21 protein-coding genes are annotated in these 25,107 nt (G+C 68.3%); 8 read left to right on the forward strand and 13 right to left on the reverse strand.

Going from position 1 to position 25,107, the window contains the following annotated elements; genetic code table 11:
- Positions 1-7 precede the first annotated feature (7 nt).
- The 6 genes from rbfA to rimP all read right to left on the reverse strand — a co-directional run bounded on the left by rbfA (position 8) and on the right by rimP (position 6,147).
- Complete coding sequence (gene rbfA / locus ACQPW1_RS35680) at positions 8-451, reverse strand: 30S ribosome-binding factor RbfA (RefSeq protein WP_433656675.1); 444 nt, start codon at positions 449-451, stop codon at positions 8-10.
- A 24-nt stretch (positions 452-475) separates the two neighbouring features.
- Positions 476-766, reverse strand: coding sequence for a DUF503 domain-containing protein (locus tag ACQPW1_RS35685; RefSeq protein WP_433656677.1), 291 nt, complete (start codon positions 764-766; stop codon positions 476-478).
- Between the two features lie 98 nt (positions 767-864).
- Positions 865-3,906 carry a translation initiation factor IF-2 gene (gene infB / locus ACQPW1_RS35690; RefSeq protein WP_433656679.1) on the reverse strand — a complete coding sequence of 1,014 codons (3,042 nt, stop codon included), beginning with the start codon at positions 3,904-3,906 and terminating at the stop codon, positions 865-867.
- 110 nt (positions 3,907-4,016) lie between these two features.
- Positions 4,017-4,376 carry a YlxR family protein gene (locus ACQPW1_RS35695; RefSeq protein WP_433665426.1) on the reverse strand — a complete coding sequence of 120 codons (360 nt, stop codon included), beginning with the start codon at positions 4,374-4,376 and terminating at the stop codon, positions 4,017-4,019.
- A 68-nt stretch (positions 4,377-4,444) separates the two neighbouring features.
- Entirely contained in the window at positions 4,445-5,476 is a 1,032-nt protein-coding gene (nusA, locus tag ACQPW1_RS35700) for a transcription termination factor NusA (RefSeq protein WP_150405716.1), read from the reverse strand.
- Positions 5,473-6,147, reverse strand: a complete 675-nt coding sequence (rimP, locus tag ACQPW1_RS35705) for a ribosome maturation factor RimP (protein ID WP_433656681.1) — start codon at positions 6,145-6,147, stop codon at positions 5,473-5,475. Before rimP ends, nusA begins: the two co-directional genes overlap by 4 nt.
- A gap of 322 nt (positions 6,148-6,469) precedes the next feature.
- Between rimP and ACQPW1_RS35710 the strand changes: the two genes are divergently transcribed.
- Both ACQPW1_RS35710 and ACQPW1_RS35715 read left to right on the forward strand, forming a co-directional pair.
- Positions 6,470-6,976: a hypothetical protein gene (locus ACQPW1_RS35710; RefSeq protein ID WP_433665427.1), complete on the forward strand. Its 507-nt coding sequence runs from the start codon at positions 6,470-6,472 to the stop codon at positions 6,974-6,976.
- A 73-nt stretch (positions 6,977-7,049) separates the two neighbouring features.
- The gene (locus tag ACQPW1_RS35715; RefSeq protein WP_433656683.1) at positions 7,050-7,484 is read left to right on the forward strand and encodes a ferritin-like domain-containing protein; all 435 of its coding nucleotides are present in this window, start codon (positions 7,050-7,052) and stop codon (positions 7,482-7,484) included.
- Positions 7,485-7,535: 51 nt separating this feature from the next.
- On the opposite strand, the gene ACQPW1_RS35720 is transcribed toward ACQPW1_RS35715, so the two are convergent.
- Both ACQPW1_RS35720 and ACQPW1_RS35725 read right to left on the reverse strand, forming a co-directional pair.
- Positions 7,536-9,287 (reverse strand): acyl-CoA dehydrogenase family protein, encoded by a 1,752-nt coding sequence (locus ACQPW1_RS35720; RefSeq protein ID WP_433656685.1) that lies wholly within the window; start codon positions 9,285-9,287, stop codon positions 7,536-7,538.
- A gap of 162 nt (positions 9,288-9,449) precedes the next feature.
- Positions 9,450-11,207, reverse strand: a complete 1,758-nt coding sequence (locus ACQPW1_RS35725; RefSeq protein WP_433656687.1) for a proline--tRNA ligase — start codon at positions 11,205-11,207, stop codon at positions 9,450-9,452.
- 58 nt (positions 11,208-11,265) lie between these two features.
- On the opposite strand from ACQPW1_RS35725, the gene yaaA reads away from it, so the two are divergent.
- The gene (yaaA, locus tag ACQPW1_RS35730; protein ID WP_433656689.1) at positions 11,266-12,009 is read left to right on the forward strand and encodes a peroxide stress protein YaaA; all 744 of its coding nucleotides are present in this window, start codon (positions 11,266-11,268) and stop codon (positions 12,007-12,009) included.
- Between the two features lie 165 nt (positions 12,010-12,174).
- Here yaaA and ACQPW1_RS35735 read toward each other — a convergent pair whose 3' ends face one another.
- The 3 genes from ACQPW1_RS35735 to ACQPW1_RS35745 all read right to left on the reverse strand — a co-directional run bounded on the left by ACQPW1_RS35735 (position 12,175) and on the right by ACQPW1_RS35745 (position 15,772).
- The gene (locus ACQPW1_RS35735; RefSeq protein ID WP_433656691.1) at positions 12,175-12,810 is read right to left on the reverse strand and encodes an HD domain-containing protein; all 636 of its coding nucleotides are present in this window, start codon (positions 12,808-12,810) and stop codon (positions 12,175-12,177) included.
- A gap of 598 nt (positions 12,811-13,408) precedes the next feature.
- The gene (locus ACQPW1_RS35740; protein WP_433665428.1) at positions 13,409-14,116 is read right to left on the reverse strand and encodes an NADPH-dependent F420 reductase; all 708 of its coding nucleotides are present in this window, start codon (positions 14,114-14,116) and stop codon (positions 13,409-13,411) included.
- Positions 14,117-14,173: 57 nt separating this feature from the next.
- Positions 14,174-15,772, reverse strand: a complete 1,599-nt coding sequence (locus tag ACQPW1_RS35745) for a PucR family transcriptional regulator ligand-binding domain-containing protein (RefSeq protein WP_433656693.1) — start codon at positions 15,770-15,772, stop codon at positions 14,174-14,176.
- A gap of 136 nt (positions 15,773-15,908) precedes the next feature.
- On the opposite strand from ACQPW1_RS35745, the gene ACQPW1_RS35750 reads away from it, so the two are divergent.
- The 3 genes from ACQPW1_RS35750 (at position 15,909) to ACQPW1_RS35760 (ending at position 19,333) form a co-directional block, all read left to right on the forward strand.
- Positions 15,909-17,399 carry a CoA-acylating methylmalonate-semialdehyde dehydrogenase gene (locus tag ACQPW1_RS35750; protein WP_433656695.1) on the forward strand — a complete coding sequence of 497 codons (1,491 nt, stop codon included), beginning with the start codon at positions 15,909-15,911 and terminating at the stop codon, positions 17,397-17,399.
- Positions 17,400-17,454: 55 nt separating this feature from the next.
- Entirely contained in the window at positions 17,455-18,822 is a 1,368-nt protein-coding gene (locus ACQPW1_RS35755; RefSeq protein WP_433656697.1) for an aspartate aminotransferase family protein, read from the forward strand.
- Positions 18,823-18,919: 97 nt separating this feature from the next.
- Positions 18,920-19,333: a PPOX class F420-dependent oxidoreductase gene (locus ACQPW1_RS35760; RefSeq protein ID WP_433656699.1), complete on the forward strand. Its 414-nt coding sequence runs from the start codon at positions 18,920-18,922 to the stop codon at positions 19,331-19,333.
- Positions 19,334-19,352: 19 nt separating this feature from the next.
- Here the strand turns inward: ACQPW1_RS35760 and ACQPW1_RS35765 are convergent, their stop codons facing one another.
- Positions 19,353-20,813, reverse strand: coding sequence for an MFS transporter (locus ACQPW1_RS35765; protein ID WP_433665429.1), 1,461 nt, complete (start codon positions 20,811-20,813; stop codon positions 19,353-19,355).
- A gap of 299 nt (positions 20,814-21,112) precedes the next feature.
- Positions 21,113-22,303 (reverse strand): uroporphyrinogen-III C-methyltransferase, encoded by a 1,191-nt coding sequence (gene cobA / locus ACQPW1_RS35770; RefSeq protein ID WP_433665430.1) that lies wholly within the window; start codon positions 22,301-22,303, stop codon positions 21,113-21,115.
- A 222-nt stretch (positions 22,304-22,525) separates the two neighbouring features.
- Here cobA and ACQPW1_RS35775 point away from each other — a divergent pair, with 222 nt between their 5' ends.
- Complete coding sequence (locus ACQPW1_RS35775) at positions 22,526-23,500, forward strand: hypothetical protein (protein WP_433656701.1); 975 nt, start codon at positions 22,526-22,528, stop codon at positions 23,498-23,500.
- Between the two features lie 94 nt (positions 23,501-23,594).
- Entirely contained in the window at positions 23,595-24,980 is a 1,386-nt protein-coding gene (locus ACQPW1_RS35780) for a purine-cytosine permease family protein (RefSeq protein ID WP_433656703.1), read from the forward strand.
- The last annotated feature ends 127 nt before the right edge of the window (positions 24,981-25,107 follow it).

Raw genomic sequence — 25,107 nt, forward strand, 5'->3', positions numbered from 1 at the left:
CCGCATGTCACTCGGCGTCGTCGCGTTCGACCTTGTACGGGTCGGCGTCGCCGGCGTGCCTGGCGTTGGCGGCCACCTTCGCCACCTCTTCGTCCGCGGCCTTGGCCCGAGCCAGCAGCTCTTCCATGTCCTTCGCGACCTCGGGCACCTTGTCGAGCACGAACGCCAGGGTCGGCGTGAACTTAACGCCGGTGCCCGCGCCCACCTTCGAGCGCAGCACCCCCTTGGCCTTCTCCAGGCCTGCGGCCGCGCCCGTATAGTCCGGTTCGGTGTCCAAGGTTTCGCCCAGCACCGTGTAGTACACCGTCGCGTCGCGCAGATCGCCGGTGACCTTGGCGTCGGTGATGGTCACGAAACCCAGCCGCGGATCCTTGATCTCGTATTCGATCGCGGTTGCCACGATCGAGGAAATCCGCTTGGCGAGTCGGCGTGCCCTGGCTTGATCCACCATGGCTGAACCTTCCTCACTAGATAGTTAGTCTTCGGGTCCGAAGATCCTGCGGCGCACTGCCAGCAACTGTAACTCCGGACGTGCCGCGACGTGCCGCTCACAGCGGTCGAGTACCTCGGTCAGGTGATCCATTCCGGAACTGACCAGGGCAACCCCCAGCAATGAACGACGATGGCGGTCATGTTCTCCGCCCTCGGCGGCACTCACCCCGAAGCGCTGCAATTCGGCCAGGATCGGCCGGATCACCGAACGCTTCTCTTTCAGCGAGTGCACGTCTCCGAGGAGAAGGTCGAACTCGAGTGCCCCCAGGAACAACTACGCACCTCTTTGTGTCGAACAGGCACGAGCTGCGGCGAGCTCATCCCGCACGTCACGCCGGGCGAACAGCCCGACGTGACGTGCGGTGCGTGAACTCAGTCGCGCGGCTTCTCGCGCAGCTCGTAGGCCTGGATGATGTCGCCTTCCTTGATGTCGTTGTAGGTCAACGTCAAACCGCATTCGAAGCCCTCACGGACCTCGGTGACGTCGTCCTTTTCCCGCTTCAAGGAAGAGATCGTGACCGTTTCGGCGACCACCACGTTGTCGCGGAGCAAGCGCGCCTTGGCGTTGCGCTTGACCGAACCCTCGAGGACCATGCAGCCGGCGATGTTGCCGACCTTCGACGAACGGAAGATCGCGCGGATCTCCGCCCGGCCCAGGTCGACCTCTTCGTAGATCGGCTTGAGCATGCCCTTGAGGGCCTTCTCGATCTCGTCGATGGCCTGGTAGATCACCGAGTAGTACCGGATGTCCACGCCTTCGCGGTTGGCCAGCTCGGTGGCCTTGCCCTCGGCCCGGACGTTGAACCCGATGATGATCGCGTTCGACGCCGACGCCAGGTTGACGTTGGTCTCGGTGACACCACCGACACCGCGGTCGATGACCCGCAGCCGAACCTCGTCGTCGATCTGGATACCGAGCAGCGCCTCTTCGAGGGCCTCGACGGTACCGGAGTTGTCGCCCTTGAGGATCAGGTTGAGCTCCGAAGTCTCCTTCAGTGCGGCATCCAGATCTTCCAGGCTGATCCGCTTGCGGCTGCGTGCGGCCAGCGCGTTGCGCTTGCGCGCATTGCGGCGGTCGGCGATCTGGCGAGCGATCCGGTCTTCGTCGACAACGAGGAGGTTGTCACCGGCGCCCGGCACCGACGTGAAGCCGATGACCTGGACCGGTCGCGACGGCAGCGCCGCGATGACGTCCTCGCCGTGCTCGTCGACCATGCGCCGGACGCGACCGTAGGCGTCGCCCGCCACGATCGAGTCGCCGACGCGCAGCGTGCCGCGCTGGATGAGCACGGTCGCCACCGGGCCACGGCCGCGGTCGAGGTGCGCCTCGATGGCAACACCCTGCGCGTCCATGTCCGGGTTCGCCCGCAGGTCCAGCGCCGCATCCGCGGTGAGCAGGACGGCCTCGAGGAGCGCATCGATGTTGATGTTCTCCCGCGCGGAGATGTCGACGAACATGGTGTCGCCACCGTATTCCTCGGCAACCAGGTTGTATTCGGTCAGCTGCTGCCGGATCTTGTCCGGGTTCGCGCCTTCCTTGTCGATCTTGTTGACCGCCACCACGATCGGCACGTCGGCCGCCTGCGCGTGGTTGATCGCCTCCACCGTCTGCGGCATGACGCCGTCGTCGGCGGCGACCACCAGGATCGCGATATCGGTGGCCTTGGCACCACGGGCACGCATGGCGGTGAACGCCTCGTGACCCGGGGTGTCGATGAAGGTGATGAGCCGGTCGGTCTCGCCGAGGTGGGTCATCACCTGGTAGGCACCGATGTGCTGGGTGATGCCACCGGCCTCGCCCTCACGGACGTTGGCCTTACGGATCGTGTCCAGCAGTCGAGTCTTACCGTGGTCGACGTGACCCATGACGGTCACCACCGGCGGACGCTGCTCGAGATCGTCCTCACCGCCGGCATCCTCACCGTAGGTCAGGTCGAACGATTCCAGCAGCTCGCGGTCCTCGTCCTCCGGGCTGACCACGTGCACGACGTAGTTCATCTCGCTGCCGAGCAGCTCGAGGGTCTCGTCGTTCACCGACTGGGTCGCGGTGACCATTTCGCCGAGGTTGAACAAGGCTTGTACCAAGGCAGCCGGGTTCGCGTCGATCTTCTCCGCGAAGTCCGAGAGCGAGGCGCCACGAGCGAGACGGATGATCTCGCCGTTGCCACGAGGCAGCCGAACGCCGCCGATGGCGGGCGCTTGCATGCTCTCGTACTCGGCGCGCTTCGCCCGCTTCGACTTACGGCCACGACGCGGTGCGCCACCGGGACGACCGAACGCGCCGGCCGCGCCGCCACGACCACCGGGACCACCCGGACGACCGCCGCCACCGCCACCGGGGCGACCGCGGAAACCACCGGGAGCGCCACCGGCACCGGGAGCACCCGTGCCGGCACCTGCGCCACCACCGGGAGCGCCGCCGCCGCGGTAGCCACCGCCACCGCCGCCGCCACCGGGACGACCTGCGCCGCCACCGCCGCCGGGACGACCGCCGGGACCACCCGGACGACCGGCACCGGGTCCACCGGCACCGCCCGGACGTGCCGCACGAGACGGCATGGCACCGGGGTTAGGACGAGGCGGCATCGAGCCGGGGCTCGGCCGCGGACCGCCGGGACGGGGACCGCCCTGGCCGGGCGCCGGGCGCGAACCACCCTGCGCCGGAGTGCCGGGACGCGGGCTGCCCTGGGCCGGACCCGGACGGGGACCGCCCTGAGCCGGACCCGGACGCGGGCCACCCTGGCCGGGGGCCGGACGCGGCGCGGGACGCTCGGGAGCCGACGAATACGGGTTGTTGCCGACCCGCGGGGTCTTCGGACCCGGACGCGGACCCGAACCACCGGGACGCGGCGAACCCTGTGCCGGGGCACCGGGACGCTGCTGCTGCTGACCCGGACGCGCGGCGTTCGGCGTCGGGCGCGGCCCGGCCGGTGCCGCGGGCGCGGAGCTCGCGGGGGTTTCGGTGGACGCCGACGCGGCGGCTGCCGGTGCGACTTCCTGGGCCGCGGCGGGCTTGGCCGCAGGCTGCTGCGGGGCGGGACGTGCCGCGGGTCCCGGCTTCACGGCCGGTCCCTCGCTGGTACGCGGGGCCTCGCGGACGGTTTCCTGCTGAGCCGCTGCGGCCGGGGCGGGCGCGGGAGCCGGCGGACGCGGACCCGGACGGGGACCGTTTCCTGCGGGCTTCGCGGCCGGACGGGCCGACGAGGACGGGCCGGGGCGTGATCCCGACTTGGTGCCGTTCGCGGGGGCTGATTTGGATGCGAACGACTCACGCAGACGGCGCGCGACGGGAGCTTCCACCGTCGAGGACGCCGACTTCACGAACTCGCCCTGCTCCTTGAGCTGTGCGAGTAGTTCCTTGCTGGTGACACCGAGTTCTTTGGCCAACTCGTGCACGCGGGCCTTGCCTGCCACTGCTCTCCTCACTGAGAGGTCGAGCAGGTGCACCCGTTGTTCAGGGACGGGGCCCGCACGACCTCGGGTTATCTCCGATGGACGTTCATCGTTGGTGCTTCACGGTGTGCTCATGAGTGCTCGTGCCTGTTCTCGAGGTACTTCTCCAGGGCTGAGATATCCAGATTTCCGGACACTCTTAGTGCTCTGCCGATTGCTCGGCGCCGTTCTGCCGCGGTCAGACAAGCCGAGACGGGGTGCAACCAGGCACCCCGTCCGGGAAGTCTGCGCCGCGGATCGGGAAGGATCGTGATGGAATTCGGGCCGTTTCCGGTGTCCGTTTCCCGTGCCACGATCCGCAACAGATCGGCGGCCAACTCGCGCTTCCGGCATCCGATACAGGTCCGAATCGGTTGCGCGTGCTGAACCTGTGTCCACTCTACCGCCGACCCGGTCGGATCAACGAACCGCTCCCCTGCGGAAGTTACCAACATGTCATCCCGACGGTCCGATTCCCGACCCGCGGTGTCCAACGGACGGCGCGCCGCGTCGGTTCCGGTCAACTCCGGTGCGCCTCCGTCCGCACCGAGCCGCCGCCCATGTCCGGGGCGGCGTCGCTGCGGATATCGATCCGCCAGCCGGTCAGCCGGGCGGCCAGGCGGGCGTTCTGCCCCTCCTTGCCGATGGCCAGCGATAGCTGGAAGTCCGGCACCACGACCCGCGCGGCGCGGGCCTCGGGATCGACAATGGTGACCGACACCACTTTCGACGGCGAGAGCGCATTGCCGACGAAGGTCGCCGGATCCTCGGCGTAATCGATGATGTCGATCTTCTCGCCGGCCAGTTCGCTCATCACGTTGCGCACGCGCTGCCCCATCGGGCCGATGCAGGCGCCCTTGGCGTTGACCCCGGACACGGTGCTGCGCACGGCGATCTTGGAGCGGTGCCCGGCCTCGCGCGCCACCGCGACGATTTCGACGGAGCCGTCGGCGATTTCGGGTACCTCGAGCGCGAACAGTCGCCGCACCAGGTTCGGGTGCGTGCGCGACAGGGTGATCTGCGGGCCACGGGGACCACGCGAGACGCCGACGACGTAACACTTGATCCGGTCGCCGTGCTCGTAGGTCTCACCGGGCACCTGCTCGGCGGGCGGGATCAGCCCCTCGGCGCCGTTGATCTCGCTGCCGATGCGCACCACGATGGTGCCGCGGGCGTTGGCTCTGGCGTCGCGCTGGACCACACCGCCGACGATGTCGCCCTCGTGCGTGGAGAACTCGCCGAAGGACTTCTCGTTCTCGGCGTCGCGCAGCCGCTGCAGCACCACCTGGCGGGCGGTGGTCGCCGCGATCCGGCCGAAACCCTCTGGGGTGTCGTCCCATTCGGAGACCATGTTGCCGTCGGCGTCCAGCTCGCGCGCCATCACCCGGACCGTGCCGGTCTTCTGGTTGATGTCGATGCGCGCGTTGGGCTGGTGGCCCTCGGTGTGCCGGTAAGCGGTGAGCAGCGCCGACTCGATCGCGGAGATCACGGTCTCGATCGAGATCCCCTTGTCGGCGACGATCGCGCGCAGGGCTTCGATTTCGATGTTCATTCCACGATCCCTTCGGTCGGCGAATCGGACGCTGTTACTGATTCGGGTAGTAATGGTGTTGATCCTCGAACATCCGCGGCGTCGACCGCCGGCTCATCATTTTCCTGGCCAGGTACCGGGCGACCGGGGACGACGCCCCCGGCGAGTTCCAATTCCTTGGCGCCCGGCTTAGAAAACTCCACTTGCACCACCGCCTCGGCGATATCGGCCAGCGGGACCTGCACGAGGTGCGGCTTGTGCTTGCCGCCGAGCACTAAGGCCACTGTATCGCCGCTGAGCTCGCCGACCCTGGCATCGAACTTCGCCGAGCCGCCCGGCTCGGGAGCGGTGGCGCCGTCGCGGAGCAGCACACGCACCTTGCGCCCGCGCGCGCGACGCCAGTGCCGGTCCGCGGTGAGCGGACGGTCCACGCCCGGTGTGGTGACTTCCAGCAGATACGGCGTCTCGCCGAAATCGCCTGCCTCGTCGAACAACTCCGAAAGCTCGGTGCTGAGGGTGGCGATGGTGTCCAAATCGGAAGGGCCGTCGCTGTCGACGGTCACCTTCAGTCGAGCCTGCGCGTCCGCATGCTTGCCGGTCGTCGAAATCTCGACGCCCTCGAGGTCGAATCCTCGGCGTTCGACGAGCCCAGCTATCAGCTGGCTCAGCCTTTCCTCGGTCGGCATCGGCATATGGGGCGGCTCCTGGTTCAGTTGTGACGGCGGTGTCGTTTCGAGCGACCTGCGAGCGCTCGCAGGCGGTGTTGTTTCGAGCGACCTGCAAGCAGTCGCAAGCGGGTGGGAATTACTTATACCGAGGGTCTAGCGTAACGCGCCCAGAGAGTGTAAAGGACCAGCGGGCAAGCACTACGCGCGCCACGACTATGCCTGGTCCAGTGGTGCCTCGCGAATCTGGCACGATGGTGCCGTGCCCATCCGCCTTCCCGCGCAGCCGATTGTCCTGTGCACCTCCGGCAGCCCCTCCGACCGGCACGATTCCCTGGACCGTCGCAGCATGTTACGGCTGGCCGGTGGCGGCGCGGTCGGTGTGCTCGCGCTCGGCGCGGCAGCCGGCTGTAGCGATGACAAGGTCTACGAGCCGGATCCGCTTGCCACCCAAGAGGTTCAGGCCCGCACCGATGCCGCCGCGGCGACCGCGGCTATCGCGTTGGCGCCGCAGCGGCACAGTGCGTTGACCGCGATCGCGACCGAAAGGACCGCGCACGCAGACGCTTTGAAGGCCGAGATCGACCGGTTGATCGGCGTCTACGGGGACGGCACCAAGCCGGTCCACCGGACCAGGACGAGCAACCCCGGACAGGCCTCCGGACCGTCCGCGGTGGCCTCCGGGACAGCGATACCGCCCAGCCCGCCGCCGACCGTCGACGCGCTCCGCGCACAACTCACCACATCACAGCAGTCCGCCGCCGACCTGGCCCGCGGCCAGTCCGGCTATCGGGCGGGGCTGCTCGCCTCGATCAGCGCGGCCTGCGCCGTCCAGGCAGGGGTATTGCTTTCATGAGGGAGCGGAGCGAGCGAATCAACGACACAGCGACCTCGGTCAGGCCGGAACCGAGCGCCAGCGAGGTGCAGGCATGACCGACGCCGAACGCCAAGCACTGCTCGATGCGCTACAGGCCGAATACGGCGCGGTGTACGCCTATGGCGTGATCGCCGCGTACGCCTCCGCGGAACGCGGCCGTCTCGTCGCCGAGAACACCGCCGCGCACCGCGCCCGCCGGGACGCCACCATCGACGCCCTCACCGCGGGTGGCGTCACCGCGCCGCCGCCGAATGCCGCCTACACGGTCCCGTTCGTGGTCAACGACCCGATCCCGGCCGCCCGGCTGGCCGCGACGGTCGAGACCGACACCGCCGTCGCCTGGCGCTCGGTGGTCGAGCGCAGCGACTCCGCGGGCACCCGCCGGATGGGCGTCGATGCGCTGACGGAAAGCGCTGTGCGCCTTGCCACTTGGCAGTCGATCCTGGGTACCAACCCGCCCACGATCGCCTTTCCCGGCAAGGCCTGATTACTCGCAAAAGGCCGGTCCCGCAGTGGGACCGGCCTTTTCGCTGCGGAGTTACGGGCGCATCTCGTAAGCGCCGTCGTAGGACGCGACCTCGGCCCAGATGCGGTCGAAGCGCGGACGATCGGCGACCGGCGGACGCAAAGCCGAAGCGGCCCAACCCTGTTGATCGGGGGTGGCGGACGGCTTGCCGTAGAGCGTGGTGGCGTAGCCGTTGAAGTCGCGGATCTGGAAGTCGAAGATCTGGTCGAGCAGATCGCGATCCAGGCCGGTCACCGCCGCCTGCTCCAGGATCAGCTGCCCGTAGACCACCAGGGAGAACAGGTGGCCGATGGTCAGCATGAAGTCCAGGTCCTTCTGCTGGTCGGCGCTGGGGGCCGCGGTGGACAGCAGCGTGCGCAGCGCCTGGGCCTGCTCGAAGAAGCGGCCGACGTTCGGGATGTCGGCGTGCTTCTCGTAGGCCGGGGTCCAGTCCGCGAACTGCACCTTGCCCGCGCCGCGCGCCGGGCCCTGCTGCCAGAAGAACGCGTCGTCGGCGGCGTCCTGGCGGGTGCCGATCTCCGGGTAGTCCTTCGGGTTGAACAGGTAGTTCGGCATGAACTTCAGGATCTGGCCGACGTTCACATGCACGGTGCCCTCGAGCCGGGGCAGCGTGTTGATCAGCCGCGCCACCTCGGCGAAGTAGGTGTTCTTCTCGAAGCCCTTGGCCGCCAGCACATCCAGCAGCAGCGTCATCACCGTCTCGCCCTCGGAGGTCACCTTCGACTTCGTCATCGGGTTGAACAGCAGGTAGCGCCGGTCCTCCAGGCTCGCGCTGCGGAAGTAGTCGACGGCGCGGTCACTGAACAACTTCATCGCCACGATGCGGGCGTAGGCGTCCACGAAATTCGTTCGCACGTGCGGGAACTCGGTGACCGGGTTGCCGTAGAGGATGCGGTTGTTCGCGTGCGTGATCGCCTCGTAGAAGGAGTGCTCGACCATGCCGATGCCGCCGTGGCAGAGGTTGAACTTGCCCACGTTGACGGTGTTCAGCGCCGCGGAAAACGCCTCGGGTCCGGTGTGCAGGATGTCCTGCGCGCGCACCGGGTAGTTCTCCAAACGGAAAGTGCTGACGTACATCTGCTGGTGCACGACGTTGCCGAGCAGGCGGTAGTTCTCGTGCCTGCTGTCCGCGGCGAACCAGACGTAGCCGTCCGCGCCCTCGATGTCTTCGCGCCGCGAGAACACCGAAACCATGCTCGCCACATTGCCGTTGCCGATGTAGTACTTCTCACCGTTAGCGCGGAACAGGATTCCGGCCTCGGCGTCGGCACTGCCCGGCTCGCTCGGGGTCAGCACGAGGTCGGTGTTGTAGATGTCCGCGCCGTGCTCGCGCTCGGACAGCCCGAACGCCATCACCTGGCCCTCGGCCAGATCCGCGGCCGCCCGCTTCTTCGCTTCCTCGTTATCGCTCTGCCAGATCGGGCCGAGGCCGAGGATGGAGACCTGCTCGGCGTACCAGTAGGCCAGGCCGTAGAAGCCGAAGATCTCCGACAGCGCCGCGTTGCGCGCCGCGTCCCAGCGCCGATTCTCGTCGCCGTCGGCGTACGCGGCCGGGGTCAGGAACGTCGCGAACAGCTTCTCCTTCGCGACGAAGTCCAGGAAGTCCGCCGTCCACACCGCGTCCGCGTCGTCGGCCAGCAGCTGCTGCTTACCCCGTGACTCGAACCACTCGACGGTCGCGCGCAGCAGCCGCCGAGTCTCGGCGTCGAACTGCTGCGGGTCGTAGGTGGCCGGGTTGAACAACAACGCGTCGGTGCTCGTCATGCCGTTAACTTACCAGCGGGTAATCGCACTCCGGAGCGGGTCTGTCGTACCTCACACAGCAAATCCCGCCTACGCCACCGTAGGTCCCCCGGTCTGTTCCGTCCGGCAAAACAGCGTGGCCCCGATGGGGTGTCCATCAGGGCCGCGCTGGTTGGTTGGTGACTAGCCGCGGACCTTGGCGACGACGGCGGCGACGGCCGAGTCGGCGGGGAGGTCTTCGGCTTCGCCGGTGAAGCGGTCGCGGAGTTCGACCTTGCCCTCGGCCCAGCCGCGGCCGACCACGAGAACCAGTGGCATGCCGAGCAATTCGGCGTCCTTGAACTTGACGCCGGGGGACGCGGTGCGGTCGTCGAAGAGGACGTCGAGGCCCTGGGCGTTGAGGCCGGCCACTACTTCCTCGGCGCCCGCGCGGGCGGCGTCGTCCTTGTTCGCGATGACGACGTGCACGTCGTAGGGGGCGACCTCGGCGGGCCAGCGCAGGCCCTTGTCGTCGTGCTGCTGCTCGGCGATCACCGCAACCATGCGGGAGACGCCGACGCCGTAGGAGCCCATGGTCAGGCGCACCGGCTTGCCGTTCTCGCCGAGCACGTCGACGTCGAACGCGTTGGTGTACTTCTGGCCGAGCTGGAAGATGTGGCCGATCTCGATGCCGCGCGACGCCACCAGCACGCCGCGGCCGTCGGGCGAGGGATCGCCGTCGCGGACCTCGGCGGCCTCGATGGTGCCGTCGGGGGTGAAGTCACGTCCGGCGACGAGGCCGACGACGTGCTTGCCCTTGGCGTCCGCACCGGTGATCCAGGCGGTGCCGGTGACGATGCGGGGGTCGACCAGGTAGCGAACACCGTTGGCCTGCAAGCCCTTCGGGCCGATGTAGCCCTTCACCAGGAAGGGGTTCGCGGCGAAGTCGGCCTCGGTGAGCAGTTCGACCTCGGCCGGCTCGACGGAGGCGCCGAGACGCTTGTCGTCGACCTCGCGGTCGCCGGGGATGCCGACGCCGACGATCTCGGACTTGCCGTCCGGGTGGCGCAGCTTCACCATCACGTTCTTCAGGGTGTCGGCCGCGGTGACGGGACGACCGAACTGCTCGGCGATCCCGGCGCTGTTGGCCCAGTCGACCAGGGTCGCGATGGTGGGGGCGTCCGGGGTGTCGTGCACGACGGCCTCGGCCAGTCCGTCGAGCGGCAGCGGCGCGGGCGCGGGCGTGACCACGGCCTCCACGTTGGCCGCGTAACCGGACTCGACGCAGCGCACATACGTGTCCTCGCCGACGGGGCTGTCGGCGAGGAACTCCTCGGACGCACTGCCGCCCATCGCGCCGGACGTGGCCGCCACGATGACGTACTTGACGTGTAGCCGGTCGAAGATCCGCTGGTAGGCCTCGCGATGCGCGGCGTAGCTCGCCTTCAGCCCGTCCTCGTCCAGATCGAACGAGTACGAGTCCTTCATGATGAATTCGCGGCCGCGCAGGATGCCCGCCCGGGGGCGTTCCTCGTCGCGGTACTTGTTCTGGATCTGGTACAGGGTGACCGGCAGGTCCTTGTACGAGTTGTATTCGCCCTTCACGGTGAGCGCGAACAGTTCCTCGTGGGTCGGGCCGAGCAGGTAGTCCGCGCCCTTGCGGTCCTGCAGGCGGAACAGGCTGTCGCCGTACTCGGTCCAGCGGTTGGTGGTCTCGTACGGATCGCGCGGCAGCAGCGCGGGCAGCGAGATCTCCTGGGCGCCGATCGCGTCCATTTCCTGACGCACCACGTCCTCGACCCGGCGCAGCACCCGCAGGCCCAGCGGCAGCCAGGAGTAGACGCCCGGCGCGATGCGCCGTACGTAGCCGGCGCGGACGAGCAGTTTGTGGCTGGGCACCTCGGCGTCGGCGGGATCGTCGCGCAGGGTACGCAGGAAAAGGCGAGAGAGGCGGGTGATCACGGATGCACAGGGTAGTCGCTGGCTGGACGATGTTCACAGCGCATTACCGTTATCGCTCGTGCTGGTGCTGCTGCCTCCCTCCGAAACCAAGTCCGACGGTGGTACGGACGTTCCGCTCGACCTCGGCGAGCTGTCGATGCCGCAGCTCACGGCGGTGCGCGACCGGCTCATCGATGAGGTGACCAAGCTGGCCACCGACCCGGACGCCAGTCGCGCCGTGCTCGGTCTCGGCAAGGGGGCTGACGCCGAGATCGCGCGCAACGCGGCCCTGCGCACCTCCCCCACCCGCCCCGCGCTGGAGCGCTACACCGGCGTGCTCTACGACGCGCTCGACGCGCGCTCGTTCAGCAAACCGCAGCGCGCCAAGGCGTACGCGCGCCTCGGCATCGGCTCCGCGCTGTTCGGTGCGGTCCGCGCCAGCGACCCGATCCCCGCGTACCGGCTGTCCGGCGGCTCGAAACTGCCCGGCCTGCCGACCCTTTCGGCCGTCTGGCGTGACTCGCTTGCCGAGGCCCTGCTCGCCGAGGCCGCAGGCGACCTCGTGGTCGACCTGCGCTCCGGTACCTACCAGCAGCTCGGCCGCGTACCCGGCGCCGTCACCGCCAACGTCCTCACCGAACACCCCGACGGCTCGCGCACTGTGGTCAGCCACTTCAACAAACACCACAAGGGCTTGCTCGCCCGCGCCCTCGTGCTCACCCGCGCCGAACCGACCGACGTCCGCGGCCTCGCCAGCGTCGCGAGCAAAGCGGGCCTGCGCACCGAAATCGCCTCGCCCACTGAGCTATTGATCATCACCTGAGCGGCGGAGGCGGCGCTCATCGACCCGAGAAGCCAGTTCGCGGCCGCACGTGCCACGCCTTTCGATGAGGATCGGCAGCTACTCGGCATGCGCCCGTCTCGATATCGCGTGATCAGTCCTGCCGCATCGAGCCCGGCGACCAACCGGGCTCGCCCCGCGACCGCATCAGTCCGTCGGCTCCGTCAGCGTCGCCAGTTCACGGTCGAGATTGGCACGCGCCGCCGTCTCGAATCGTGTTCGGGCAATAGGGGTTCGAAAGAGTCTCGGCTGCCGGGCCAAGCCCTGAAGTACGGCCGCTCGCCCGGTACGGAACAGATCGTCGGGCACGTGCCGGTACTCCGCCCTGACCGCTGCGGCGTACGCGGCGTACCCCTGCTCATCGGCGGCGAGCACCGCGAGGTCGGCGTCGCACAGGACGCCGCCGTTGCGGTCGTCGTCGGCCGGATCATGGGTGGCGGTCAGGCGTACCAGCCTGGCGACCTCGCGAACGAGTTCCGGTGCGGCGCCGAGTGATTCGAGAACCTCCTCGGCCAAAACCGCGCTGCGTTCCTCGTTGTCCGCACGATCGACCGCGTAGACGGCATCGTGGAAGAACGCCGCGTATCGAACCGCGTCCGCGTCATCGGCGTCCCCGGCGAGCTCATCGATCACCGGCAACATCGCGGCCAGGTGATCGACCGTGTGGTATCGCCGATGAGCTTCTTGATAGCGGCGGATCAGGTCATCCCCGACTGCCTCGGCATCCGCCCCCGCAAGTGCCGCCCAACGCCCGAGCAGGTCTGTCACCGTCGATGTCCCCATCGACTCAGTCTGTCGAACCGCGCCGCCGCCGACAATGCTCCGGACCCTGTGGTTCACAGCACATCACCGAATCGAGCCCAGAAAATGGGATGCGCCGACCGACCACGGGTCCGCACCGTGGCACGGGAGCTCGAGGTTGCCGGAACGGGAGGATTCGGTCGCCCCGAGCTGAATGTTGGTGCACCACGCGGTAATTGCGTGGCGGGGAGGCACCACAGACTCCCTCGCCGCGTGCGAGGGATGCGCAGGAGCGCAAACTCAATCTGAAGCTAAAGCTGAATCACACGGCGTCAGTGGGGGTTCGAGTCCCCCTCCGGGCATCCATGTCCGGGTGGCCCAACTGGTAGAGGCAACCGTGGTCAACCTCAGACTCTCGCTCCAGCACGAGTATTCGCCGCCGAACACCGCGGGACGAGGAAAGGACATGCCCGCGACGAGATGCCGGTTCAACTCCGGTCTTCCGCGCCCATGCGGAGGTGGTCTAACCGTATGACACGTCGCTAACCTGAAGCTCATCCGATCCTGACGCCGGGGTGTGCGAATTGGGCGGCAATCTGGAACCCGGGAGCAGGCTACGCTCCCGGGTTCCGCATATCCGTCAGCGCTGCGCGGTGGCCAGCAGCGCGCGGATCTTCGCGGCATCGGCGGGCGCACCGGCGTTCTCCCAGAACGGAAGTGCCGACGAGTACACGTCCGCGTAGGCCGGTGAGTCCGGCTGGAAGCGCCAGCTCTCGCTCAACGGACCGACATCGACGGTGTCGTAGCCGAGTACGTCCAGCAGTTGTGCCGCAGCGGCTTTCGCGTCCGCGTCGTCGCCCGCCATCGGCAGTGCCGTGCGATCCGGCGAGCCGGCCGGGCGGGCCAGCGTGGCGAGGTGGCCGAAGTAGATGTTGTTGAACGCTTTCACGACCTTCGAGGTCGGGAGATGTTTCTGCAGCAGTTCGCTGCTCGTCGTCGACCCGTCCGCGAGCTCAGGGAACGTCCCGTCCCGGTCCGGGTAGTAGTTGTTGGTGTCGATCACGACCTTGCCCGCCAGCGGCGCCACCGGCACCTGCCGGTAGTTGCGCAGCGGCACGGTCACCACGACGATGTCCCCCGCCGCGGCCGCCTCTTCGGCGGTCGCCGCCCGAGCCCGTGGCCCGAGGTACGCGACGAGATCGGCCAGGGTCTCCGGACCACGTGAGTTACTGAGCACCACATCGAGGCCGGCGTCGATGGCGAGCCGCGCCACCGTACTGCCGATGTTCCCACTACCGATCAATCCAACGGTTGTCATAGAGCTTGAAACGCCGCCGCGACCTGCGATGTTCCCGTGTGTGACGCAAACAGCTCGGCGCCGTGAGCGCCGTCACGCGGGGCCCGGTCACGGTACGTCGGCGTTGGCGGTGAGATCGCGGATCAGCAGCGCGGCGTGCAACGACGTACGCGACTCCCCGTCCTCGAGATCGACGGCGAGAATGCGCTCGATGCGGGCCAGCCGGTCATAGAGCGTCGGCCTGCTGATGTTGAGCCGACGCGCGAGTTCGGTCTTGTTCCCCGCCAGATCGAGGAACTGACGCAGGGTGCGGGTCAGGTCGGCGGTGTGCCGAATGTCGTAGCGCAGCAACGCACTCAGCTCCGTCTCGGCGAACCGCTGCACGCCCGTTTCGTTGCGGATCAGCGAAAGCAGGCCGCGCAGCCGCACATCGCCGCTGCGGTAGAACGGCCGCGGCGCCGAAGTCTCCAGCGACAGCGCCACTTCCGCGACGTGCGCGGCGTGCGGCAGCTCGTGCGCGGTGTCGAGCAGCGAATCCGATTCCGCGCCAACGCCGATCACCACCCGCTCGACGCCGTCGACCCGGCGCACCTCGCCGGTGATCGCGGTGCAGGCGGCCGTCAGGCTGGCGTCGAGATCGCCGGTGCGCGGCAGCGCCAGGATCATGCCGACCCGGTCGCCCTGATCGGCGGCGGCGAGCGCGGTCAGCTTCGCCAATCCGAGGCCGTGCGTGACCGCGTCCAGGATGCCCGCGGCCCGGCGTTGCCTGGCCACCGGATCGGTCTCCGCGACCGCGGCGATATCGATGGCCAGCGGAACGTAGGCGGCCCGGCGGGCCAGGCCGAGCGCGGCGGCCCGCGCCGCCGCGTCCCGCTCGTCCAGCACGCGACCGTTGACCATGTCGTCGATGAGCCCGGTCTGCGCCTGCCGGTGCAGGCCGAAGCGGTCCTTCTCGATCATCCGGTGCAGGGTGAGGGTCTGCGCGGCCCGTTCGAGCACCATCCGGGCGCGGGCGGTCGGCACGTCGTTGGACGGCAGGATGAGCCGTCCCCACCGCTGGGTGTGCGGGCCGACGGCGACCGCGTCCCAGCCGTCGGGCAGCAGCCGCGAGGTGGTCTCCCAGTCATCCAGCAGCGTCGGGGTGGACGCGTGCTTGGCCGTGAGGGTGAGCACCCGATGCGAAAGGTCCTCCAGCACCACCGACGAATCCAGCATGCCCGCAGCGGTTTTCACGATCTCGGCGAGCGAGGCGCGGCGCACGCTGAGGTCGGTGAACGTCTCGTGCACGGTGCGCGCGAATTCGAGTTCGGCGTACTGCTCGGCCACGATGACCCGGTGCACCGCCTCGGTGATCTCGACGAACCGGGTGATCTTGTGCAGCACGATCAGCGGGAGACCGAGCGTGTCGGCGGTCGCGGCGACGACCGGCGGCAGTTCCGGCACGTATCCGCCGAGCTCGATGACCAACCCCGCGACCCCGGCGGCCGCCAGCGCGGTCAGGTAACCGACCGTCGCGATGTCGCCGTGGCTCATCGCCTGCCCGGTGGTGAGAATCAGTTCCCCGCCGACCAGCAGCTGCGCCACATCCGCCACATCGCTGACGTGCACCCAGCGCACCGGCCGGTCCAGCGATCCGCCCGCCACGACCTGGGGTTCCCCGGCGAGCACCACCGGCATCGCCAGCACATCGGCCACGGAGGGAAGCACCGACGAATCGTAATACGAAATCCGGAATTGCGTACAGATCGTCGGGCCGTCGAGGAAGGATGATGCCGGAGAGTAGTACCAAGGAGGCGTCCATCCGCCGACGCACCGCGACGCTCACGGATCGAATCGAGGAGAAATGCAGACAATCGCGCACTGGCTCGACGGCAAGGCTTTCGCAGGCACCAGCGAGGCGACCGCGCCGGTGACCAATCCGGCCACCGGGGTGGTGACTGGGCAGGTCGCGCTGGCGAATGTCGCGGACACCCGCGCGGCCATCGACGCCGCGGCGGACGCCTTCCCGGCCTGGCGGGACACCTCGCTGGCGCGGCGCACGCAGATCCTGTTCCGGTTCCGCGAACTGCTGAACGAGCGCAAGGAGGACATCGCCAAGCTGATCACCGCGGAGCACGGCAAGGTGCTCGCCGACGCCATGGGCGAGGTGAGCCGCGGCCTGGAGGTCGTCGAATTCGCCTGCGGCGTACCGTATCTGCTGAAGGGCGGCTACACCGAGAACGCGTCGACGAAGGTGGACATCTTCTCCATCCGCCAGCCGCTGGGCCCGGTCGCCGTCATCTCGCCGTTCAACTTCCCGGCGATGGTGCCGATGTGGTTCTTCCCGCTGGCCATCGCGGCGGGCAACACGGTGGTGCTCAAGCCGAGCGAGAAGGATCCGTCGGCGTCGCTGTGGCTGGCCGAGCTGTGGGACGAAGCAGGCTTGCCCGCAGGCGTTTTCAATGTGGTGCAGGGCGACAAGGTCGCGGTCGACGAGCTGCTGGACAACCCGGCCATCAAGGCGGTCTCGTTCGTCGGCTCCACCCCGATCGCGAAGTACGTTTACCAGCGCGGGACCACCGCGGGCAAGCGGGTGCAGGCGCTCGGCGGCGCGAAGAACCACATGGTGGTGCTGCCGGACGCCGATCTGGATCTGGCCGCCGACGCCGCGGTGAACGCTGGATTCGGTTCCGCGGGTGAGCGATGCATGGCGATCAGCGTGGTCGTCGCGGTCGGCGACGCCGCCGACGAACTGGTCGGCAAGATCACCGAGCGGGCCACCACCATCAAGACCGGCGACGGCACCCGCGGCACCGACATGGGCCCGCTGGTCACCCGCGCGCACCGGGACAAGGTCGCCGAGTACATCGCGGCGGGCGAATCCGCCGGTGCCAGTGTCGTTCTCGACGGTCGCGGGATCGAGGCCGACGGCGCGGCGGACGGATTCTGGCTCGGGCCGACGATTCTCGATCACGTCGGCACCGACATGAGCGTCTACACCGACGAGATCTTCGGCCCCGTCCTCTCGGTGGTGCGGGTGGACAGCTACGACGACGCGCTCGCGCTGATCAACGCCAACCCCTACGGCAACGGCACCGCCATCTTCACCAACGACGGCGGCGCGGCCCGGCGCTTCCACAACGAGGTGGAGGTCGGCATGGTCGGTATCAACGTGCCGATCCCGGTTCCCATGTCCTACTACAGCTTCGGCGGTTGGAAGAACTCGCTGTTCGGCGACTCGCACGCGCACGGCGCCGACGGGGTGCACTTCTTCACCCGGGGCAAGGCCGTCACGACGCGCTGGCTCGACCCGAGCCACGGTGGGATCAATCTCGGCTTCCCCGAGAACAAGTAGCGGAAGCCCCGCGAACAACTAACCGACAAGCCCAGCGACGCAGGAGAACTCGCCGATGACCCTCCCGAACGGATTGACACCGGAGACCGCCCGCGCGGCCGCCGAACGCGCGTACGAGCTCGACCGCCGCCACGTCTTCCACTCCTGGTCCGCCCAGGCGCACCTGAACCCGATGACGATCAGCGCCACCCAGGGCTGCTACGTCTGGGACGGCGAGGGCAACCGGCTGCTCGACTTCTCCTCCCAGATGGTGAACACCAATATCGGCCATCAACACCCGAAAGTCGTTGCGGCGATTCAGGAACAGGCCGCCAAGCTGTGCACCGTCGCGCCGCCGCACGTCAACGACGCCCGCTCGGAGGCGGCCCGGCTGATCGCCGAGCGGACACCCGGTGAGCTGAACAAGATCTTCTTCACCAACGGTGGCGCCGAGGCGGTCGAGCACGCGGTGCGGATGGCCCGGCTGCACACCGGCCGCTACAAGGTGCTGGCGCGCTACCGCTCGTATCACGGCGGCACCGAGACCGCGGTCAACCTGACCGGTGATCCGCGGCGCTGGCCCAACGATCACGGCAACAGCGGCGTGGTGCACTTCTTCGGCCCGTTCCTCTACCGCACACAGTTCCACTCGACCGATGAAACCGAGGAAACCGAGCGCGCTTTGGCGCATCTCGAACAGACCATCGCGTTCGAGGGGCCGAGCACCATCGCGGCGATCGTGCTCGAATCCATACCCGGCACAGCGGGAATCATGGTTCCGCCGCCGGGCTACATGGCGGGTGTGCGGGCGCTGTGCGACAAGTACGGGATCATCTTCATCGCCGACGAGGTGATGTCGGGCTTCGGGCGGACCGGAAAGTGGTTCGCCATAGAGCATTTCGAGGGTGTCGTCCCCGATCTGCTCACCTTCGCCAAGGGCGTGAACTCCGGGTACGTGCCGCTCGGTGGGGTGGCGATCAGCCCGGCGATCGCCGCGACCTTCGACGACCGGCCGTACCCCGGTGGCCTCACCTACTCCGGTCATCCGCTGGCCACGGCGGCCGCGGTCGCGACGATCACCGCGATGGCCGACGAACGCATCATCGAGAATGCGGCCGAGATCGGTGCCCGGGTGCTCGGCCCCGGCCTGCGCGAGCTCGCCGATCGGCACCCGAGCATCGGTGAGGTGCGCGGCACCGGGGTGTTCTGGGCACTGGAACTCGTCCGGGATCGGGCAACCCGCGAACCCCTCGCGCCCTACGGCGGCACCAGTCCGGAGATGAACGAAGTCGTCGCCGCGTGCCGGGCCGCCGGGCTGCTGATGTTCGTCAACTTCAACCGGCTGCACGTGGTGCCGCCGTGCATTGTCAGCGAGGCGGAAGCCAAGGAGGGCCTGGCCATTCTCGACCAGACGCTGACCGTGGCCGACCAGTACGTTTCCTGACGACACGCATTCTGGTGGCGGCCGGGACCCATCCCTCGTGGGTCCCGGCTTTTGCCGGGCCGGAATGTCTTCGGCCGGTGGGGTGTTCCTGCTATGCGTGACCGATACCGCTGAGCTTTCCGAAGATCTGAAGAAGTATCTGGACGAGTCGAAGGTGTTCGCGACCGTGGCCACGGTCAACCCCAACGGGCAACCACACCTGACCGTCATCTGGTTGAAGCGCGAGGGCGACGAGCTGCTCTTCTCCACCACCACCGATCGTCAGCAGGGCAAGAATCTGGCCCGCGACCCGCGCATCACCGTGATGATCAACCCGCCGGAGGAGCCGTACAAGTACGCGGAGGTCCGCGGCACCGCGACGCTCACCCCGGATCCGGAGAAGACGCTGCCGGACGAGCTTTCACTGAAGTACAGCGGTCAGAAGTACCTGGACTTCAATCCCGCCTCCGTCAACGACGGCCCGCGCCTGATCGTCCGCGTGACGCCGAGCAAGGTCGCAGGCCGGTTCTGAAACCCCCGGCCCGGCAGGCTCAGGCCTGCTGGGCCTCTTCCTGCGCATGCTGCGCCTGCGCGAGCTGCTGCGGCGTGAACCGCAGCGTCAGCGCGATCAGACCGGCCGCGAACGCGACGATCGCGCACACGAAAAGCACCAGCGTGTAACCGCTGCCGAGCGCGGCGACCTCATGCGCGTTCATCTCGGTCACCTTGCCGGTCCGCCCGCCGAGTGACAGCGTCTTCGACGCCGCGATCGGCGTGAGCAGGCCGATGGCCACCGGCGTCGCCAGGTTCATGAACATCTGCCCCACCGCGGACAGCGGCCCGATGTTCTCCGCGGACACCCCGACCAGCACGCACAGCGGCGCGAGCACCATCGCCATGCCGACGCCGAAGCCGATCACGATCAGCAGCGGCAGCAGGGTGGTCAGGTACTGCACGTCCCCGTCGAGCGTCGCGCCGAACAGCAGCCCGATGCCGAGCACGGTCGCCGCCCCGGCCAGCAGCCAGCGCGGCGCGACGTACAGCGCGGCCTTGGAGGCCAGCGCGCCGCCGATGCCGATGCCGATGGTGAACGGGATGGCCGCGACGCCCGCCTGCAGCGGGCTGTAGCCGATCACGTTCTGCAGGAACTGCGCGACGAAGAAGGTCATCGCGCCGAGCACGCCGCCGGCCAGGAAGATCAGCAGGAAGGTGGCGACCCGGTCGCGGCTGTCGAACAGCGACCACGGCAGCAGCGGATCGTCGATCTGCCGCTCCATGATCACGAACACCACCAGCAGCACCACGCCGCCGATCAGCGCGCCGATGATGAACGGGTTGTCCCAGCCCATCTCGGGTCCCTCGGTCGCGCCGAACACGATGGCGGCGCAGGCGAGCGTGCCGAGGATCGCGCCGCGCACATCCAGCGGTGAGCGGTGGTGCGCGGTGTCGGCCAGCTTGTAGATCGCGCCGACGATTATCAGCACGCCGATCGGCACGTTGATCAGGAAGATCCAGCGCCAGGACACCTGGGTCAGCGCGCCGCCGACGACCAGACCACCGACCGAGCCGATGCCGACCATCGAGCCGACGATCGCGATCGCCTGGTTGCGCGCCTTACCCGGCGCGAAAGTCGTTGCCACCAGGGCGAATGCGGTCGGCGCCGCGATCGCCGCGCCCGCGCCCTGGAGCGCGCGGGCGGCCAGCAGCATGCCCTCGTTCTGCGCCAATCCGCACAGCAGCGAGGCGAAGGTGAACAGCGCGACGCCGATGATCAGCATCCGCTTACGCCCGAACGCGTCGCCGAGCCGGCCGCCCAGCAGCATCAGCCCGGCAAAGGTGAGGCCGTAGGAGGTCACCGTCCACGCGCTACCCGCGCTGGACAGCCCCATCTCCTCTTGCAACCGAGGCAGGGCGAAGATCACCACGGTGCCGTCGAGCACCACCATGAGTTGCAGCCCGCTCAGCACGAGGATGGCGAGCCCGAAGGCCCGCTGCTTCATCGGATACTGCATCGTCGCAGCGGGATTCTCAAGCACAGTGAGCCACTGTACTTACCTGGACGGGCCGCACGGTATCGGCGGCCTACTGGCACCGCCCCCGCAGCCGCACGCCTTTTAGCATCCGCACGCGTGTTTGCGCGGCGAGTCTGCGTGCGGGAAATCAGAACCCGTGCGGCTGTGGGCTTCAGCGCTCCGATCCGCTGTCCGTTGAGAACCCTGCGGTGCGGCAGCCGCACGCCTTTTAGCATCCGCACGCGTGTTTGCGCGGCAAGTCGGCGTGCGGGAAATCAGAACCCGTGCGGCTGTGGGCTTCAGCTGTCCGCGGAGAAACCTGCTGTGGGGCCGATGACCACGATGGCGGGCGGGCGGATGCCTTCCTCGCGGACGCGGGCAGCAACGGTGCCGAGGTCCGCGCGCAGGACGCGCTGGGTGCGCATGGTGCCTTCTTGGATGACCGTGGCCGGGGTGGTCGCGGGGCGGCCGTTCTCGATCAGGACGGTGGCGAACTGCTCGATGCGTTCGACGGCCATCATCAGGACGATGGTGCCGCGCAGGCGGGCGAGGGCAGGCCAGTCGACCAGGGAGTCCGGGTGATCGGGGGCGACGTGACCGCTGACCACGACGAATTCGTGGGTGACGCCGCGGTGGGTCACCGGGATGCCCGCGGCCGCGGGTACCGAGATCGGGCTGGTGATGCCGGGGACGACGGTTACCGGGATGCCCGCGTCGACACAGGCCTCGAGCTCCTCGAAGCCACGGCCGAAGACATACGGGTCGCCACCCTTGAGCCGGACGACGAATTTGCCCGCCTTGGCACCCTCGATGAGCGCTGCATTGATCGCGTCCTGGGCCATGGCCCGGCCGTACGGGATCTTCGCGGCGTCGATCACCTCGACGTCGGGGCCGAGTTCGGCCAGCAGTTCCGGCGGGGCGAGGCGGTCGGCGACCACCAGATTCGCGCGCCCGAGCAGGCGGCGGCCGCGCACCGTGATCAGGTCCGGATCGCCGGGGCCACCGCCGACCAGCGCGACGCCCGGTGTGATCGGTGTCGAATCATCGGTCACCACACCGGATTGCAGGGCCTCCAGCAGTGCGTTGCGAACCGCAGCCGAGCGGCGGTGCTGGCCGCCCGCCAGGACACCGAGGGTCATGCCGTCGTAGCGGGCGGTCGCCGGAGTGACCGCGGTGCCGAGGCGGGCGTTGTCGGCGCGCACGCAGAAGATCCGGCGGCGGGTGGCCTCCTCGACGACGGCCGCGTTGGTCTCCGGCTCGTCGGTGCAGGCGATCGCGTACCAGGCGCCGTCCAGGTCGCCGTCGGCGTAGGCCCGCAGCGTGACGGTGAGCTGCCCGGAGGTCGCCATGCCCTCGACCGCGGGGGTGACCTCGCGGCTGACCACGTGCACGTCCGCGCCGGAGGCGATCAGCAGGCCGAGCCTGCGCTGCGCCACGGTGCCGCCGCCGACCACGACGACGCGGCGACCGTCGAGATCGAGCCCGACCAGATAGTTCGGGTCCCCCTCTTGCGGCGCGGCACTGGATACCGCCTGGTCATCGGTGTGGTCTGGGGTGTTCGGCACAGTTTTCGAGCCTACGGCCTGGGTTCGGCGTGACGACAATCGACTGTGGTCACCGGCGCTATCGGCTGTGGAAACCGCGCTCGACCAGCGGGAAATGGCCGTGCGCACCGGGTGGAGGCGTCGTTGATCGTTCCTATACTCGGGCGCATGAACCGCTGGAGTCGGACAGTGCACATGGTGGTCGCCTCGACAGCGCTGGCCATCGTGCCCGCCACAGCCGGTGTGGCACACGCTGATCCGGCGCCCTACGTGCCGACGCAGGGCGTCGAGTCGAAGTACTTCCAGCCGGGTCCGGCGGCGGTGACCGAGCGGCTCGGCTTCGGCTGCTGCGACAGCACCGGGGCGAAGTTCGACGTCTGGTACCCGACCGATCTGGGGGCGACTCGGCATCCGATCGTCGTGTGGGGCGACGGGACCAATGCCGTCCCGAGCCAATACGCCTATCTACTGCGGCATTTGGCGTCGTGGGGCTTCGTCGTGATCGGCACCGAGAACCAGGGCACCGGGTCCGGTGTCGACATTCGGAAGTCGTTGGACTACCTGCTCGCGCAGGGTGATGATCCGGCGAGCGTGTTCTACGGGAAGTTGGACAAGGCGGCAGTCGGTGCAATGGGGCACTCGCAGGGAGCGTCCGGGGTGTTGAATGCCATGCGCGATGCCGGTGGAGCGATCAAAACCGCGGTGCCGCTGGAGGTTCCGGCGCAGCACTTCTGCTCCACGTCGACCACCTGTGCCGACACCCGTTCGCTGACAGCGGGTTCGGTGTTCCTGGTGAACGGTTCGTCCGATGGACTCATCTCACCATCGCAGCAGCTACTGCCCTGGCAGGCGGAAGGGTTGCAGTCGAATCAGGCGTACTACGAAGCGACTCCGGCGAATCTGTCGAAGGTGTGGGGCACGCTCAACGGCCCGAACCACAACGACGTGCAGGGTCAGCCGGACTGCGCGGGCGCGTCGGTTCCGTGCACGAACGGGGTGTACGGGTATCTCGGTTATCCGACGGCGTGGCTGATGGCGCAGCTGCAAGGCGATGCCACCGCGCGGGACGCCTTTCGCGCGGGCGGTGAGTTCTTCACCTCGTCGCCGAATTGGAGCAACCAGGTCAGCGCCGTCACCGGATGAGCCGGGCCGGGTGGGCGGATTGTCCGTCGCACGGTAGCTACTGACGTACGGTTCGTCCGTTGCCCACCGAGCCCGCACGGACGAGTGTTCATACATGGCTTTGACCGACGACACGCCGCTGGCGTCCGAATACGCCGACCGCGTCATCGCGGTGGAACCGGGCGGCAACGAGCACATCCCCGACGACGCCCGGCACGGCAGCCCGCGCCAGCTGTTCTGGACCTGGATGTCGCCGAACCTGGAATTCGCCACCATCTTCATCGGCGTGCTGTCGGTCACCGCGTTCGGGATGAACTTCTGGCAGGCGACGCTCGGTTTCGCGGCGGGCGTCGGGCTCGGCGCGGCAGCGCATTACGTGCTGTCCGGGCGCGGGCCCGCCCACGGCGTGCCGCAGATGGTGTTGGGGCGCTTGGCATTCGGATATCGGGGCAACGCGCTGCCCGCCGCGTTCATGTCGATCATGTGCGGGGTCGGCTGGTTCGCCACCAACAGCGTGAGCGGCGCGTTCGCGTTGAGCACGCTGACCGGCATGCCGAAGCTGACGGCACTGATCCTGATCGTGCTGGTGCAGACCGGTTTTGCCGCGTTCGGCCACAACCTGGTGCACGCGTTCGAACGGTTCGTGTTCCCGGTGCTCGCGGTGGTGTTCCTCGTGGTGACCATCGTGATCTTCAGCAAGGCCGACCTCGGTGCCGCCGCGCCGTCGGGTGGCGTCGGTGGGATCGGCGGGTTCCTGCTGACGGTCGGCACCGCGTTCGGTTATGCGGGCGGCTGGAATCCCTACGCGGCGGACTACTCTCGCTACCTGCCCAAGACCGTGTCGCGGGTCGCCACCGGTGGCTATGCCGGAGCCGGGCTGTTCGTCTCGTGTCTGTGGCTGTCGGCGCTCGGCGCGGCCTCGGCCACCATCGTCGGCGCGGTGCAGGGCAGTCCGACGGATGTGTTCACCGCGAATCTGCCCGGCGTGCTGGCGAACCTGACGCTGCTCGCCATCGCGCTCGGCGCCGTCGCGGCCAATGCGTTGAATGTGTATTCGGGCGCAATGGCATTCGTGACGATCGGTATCAAGCTGCCGATTCGGACGCAGCGGGCCGTCGTCTCGATCTGCTTCGGCGCCATCGGTTTCCTGGTCGCCTGGTGGGCGCTGCCCGACGCCGCCGCCAGCTATGAGGCGTTCCTGCTGATCGTCGCGTACTGGATCGGTCCGTGGCTGGGCGTGATGTTCGTCGACCAGTACCTGCGCCGCGGCCGCAAGATCGAGGACCTGCTCTACGACCGCGCCTACACCAATTGGCCTGGCGTAGCGGCATTTCTACTCGGCCTGGCGATCTCGGTGCTGCTGTTCTCCAACCAGGCCAAGTTCACCGGCTACATCGTCCGCGAACTCCCCGACCTGGGCGACATCACCTTCTTCGTCGGCTTCGTCCTCGCCGCCGCGGCCTACCTCCTGCTCGCCCGCCGCCGCGTCACCGCCACCTGAGCACGCCAACGCCAACAGCTGCAACGATGCGGAAGCCACCTCCCGCGCTCCTTTTCGCAAGCTGCGCACGAAATTGCTAGCAATTTCGTGCGCAGCTGCACAACTCATGCGCGGCGACCCCCAACGA

Origin of the sequence: Nocardia sp. CA-128927, assembly GCF_050955855.1 — a bacterium.
Taxonomy (GTDB): Bacteria; Actinomycetota; Actinomycetes; order Mycobacteriales; family Mycobacteriaceae; genus Nocardia.

Coding starts and splice junctions, on each gene's coding strand:
- ACQPW1_RS35715 (WP_433656683.1), top strand. CDS start 7,050: ATGACCGACGCCGAACGCCAAGCACTGCTCGATGCGCTACAGGCCGAA.
- ACQPW1_RS35720 (WP_433656685.1), bottom strand. CDS start 9,287: ATGACGAGCACCGACGCGTTGTTGTTCAACCCGGCCACCTACGACCCG.
- rimP (WP_433656681.1), bottom strand. CDS start 6,147: ATGCCGATGCCGACCGAGGAAAGGCTGAGCCAGCTGATAGCTGGGCTC.
- nusA (WP_150405716.1), bottom strand. CDS start 5,476: ATGAACATCGAAATCGAAGCCCTGCGCGCGATCGTCGCCGACAAGGGG.
- ACQPW1_RS35775 (WP_433656701.1), top strand. CDS start 22,526: ATGAACCGCTGGAGTCGGACAGTGCACATGGTGGTCGCCTCGACAGCG.
- rbfA (WP_433656675.1), bottom strand. CDS start 451: ATGGTGGATCAAGCCAGGGCACGCCGACTCGCCAAGCGGATTTCCTCG.
- ACQPW1_RS35755 (WP_433656697.1), top strand. CDS start 17,455: ATGACCCTCCCGAACGGATTGACACCGGAGACCGCCCGCGCGGCCGCC.
- ACQPW1_RS35750 (WP_433656695.1), top strand. CDS start 15,909: ATGCAGACAATCGCGCACTGGCTCGACGGCAAGGCTTTCGCAGGCACC.
- ACQPW1_RS35765 (WP_433665429.1), bottom strand. CDS start 20,813: ATGCAGTATCCGATGAAGCAGCGGGCCTTCGGGCTCGCCATCCTCGTG.
- ACQPW1_RS35735 (WP_433656691.1), bottom strand. CDS start 12,810: ATGGGGACATCGACGGTGACAGACCTGCTCGGGCGTTGGGCGGCACTT.
- ACQPW1_RS35710 (WP_433665427.1), top strand. CDS start 6,470: ATGTTACGGCTGGCCGGTGGCGGCGCGGTCGGTGTGCTCGCGCTCGGC.
- ACQPW1_RS35780 (WP_433656703.1), top strand. CDS start 23,595: ATGGCTTTGACCGACGACACGCCGCTGGCGTCCGAATACGCCGACCGC.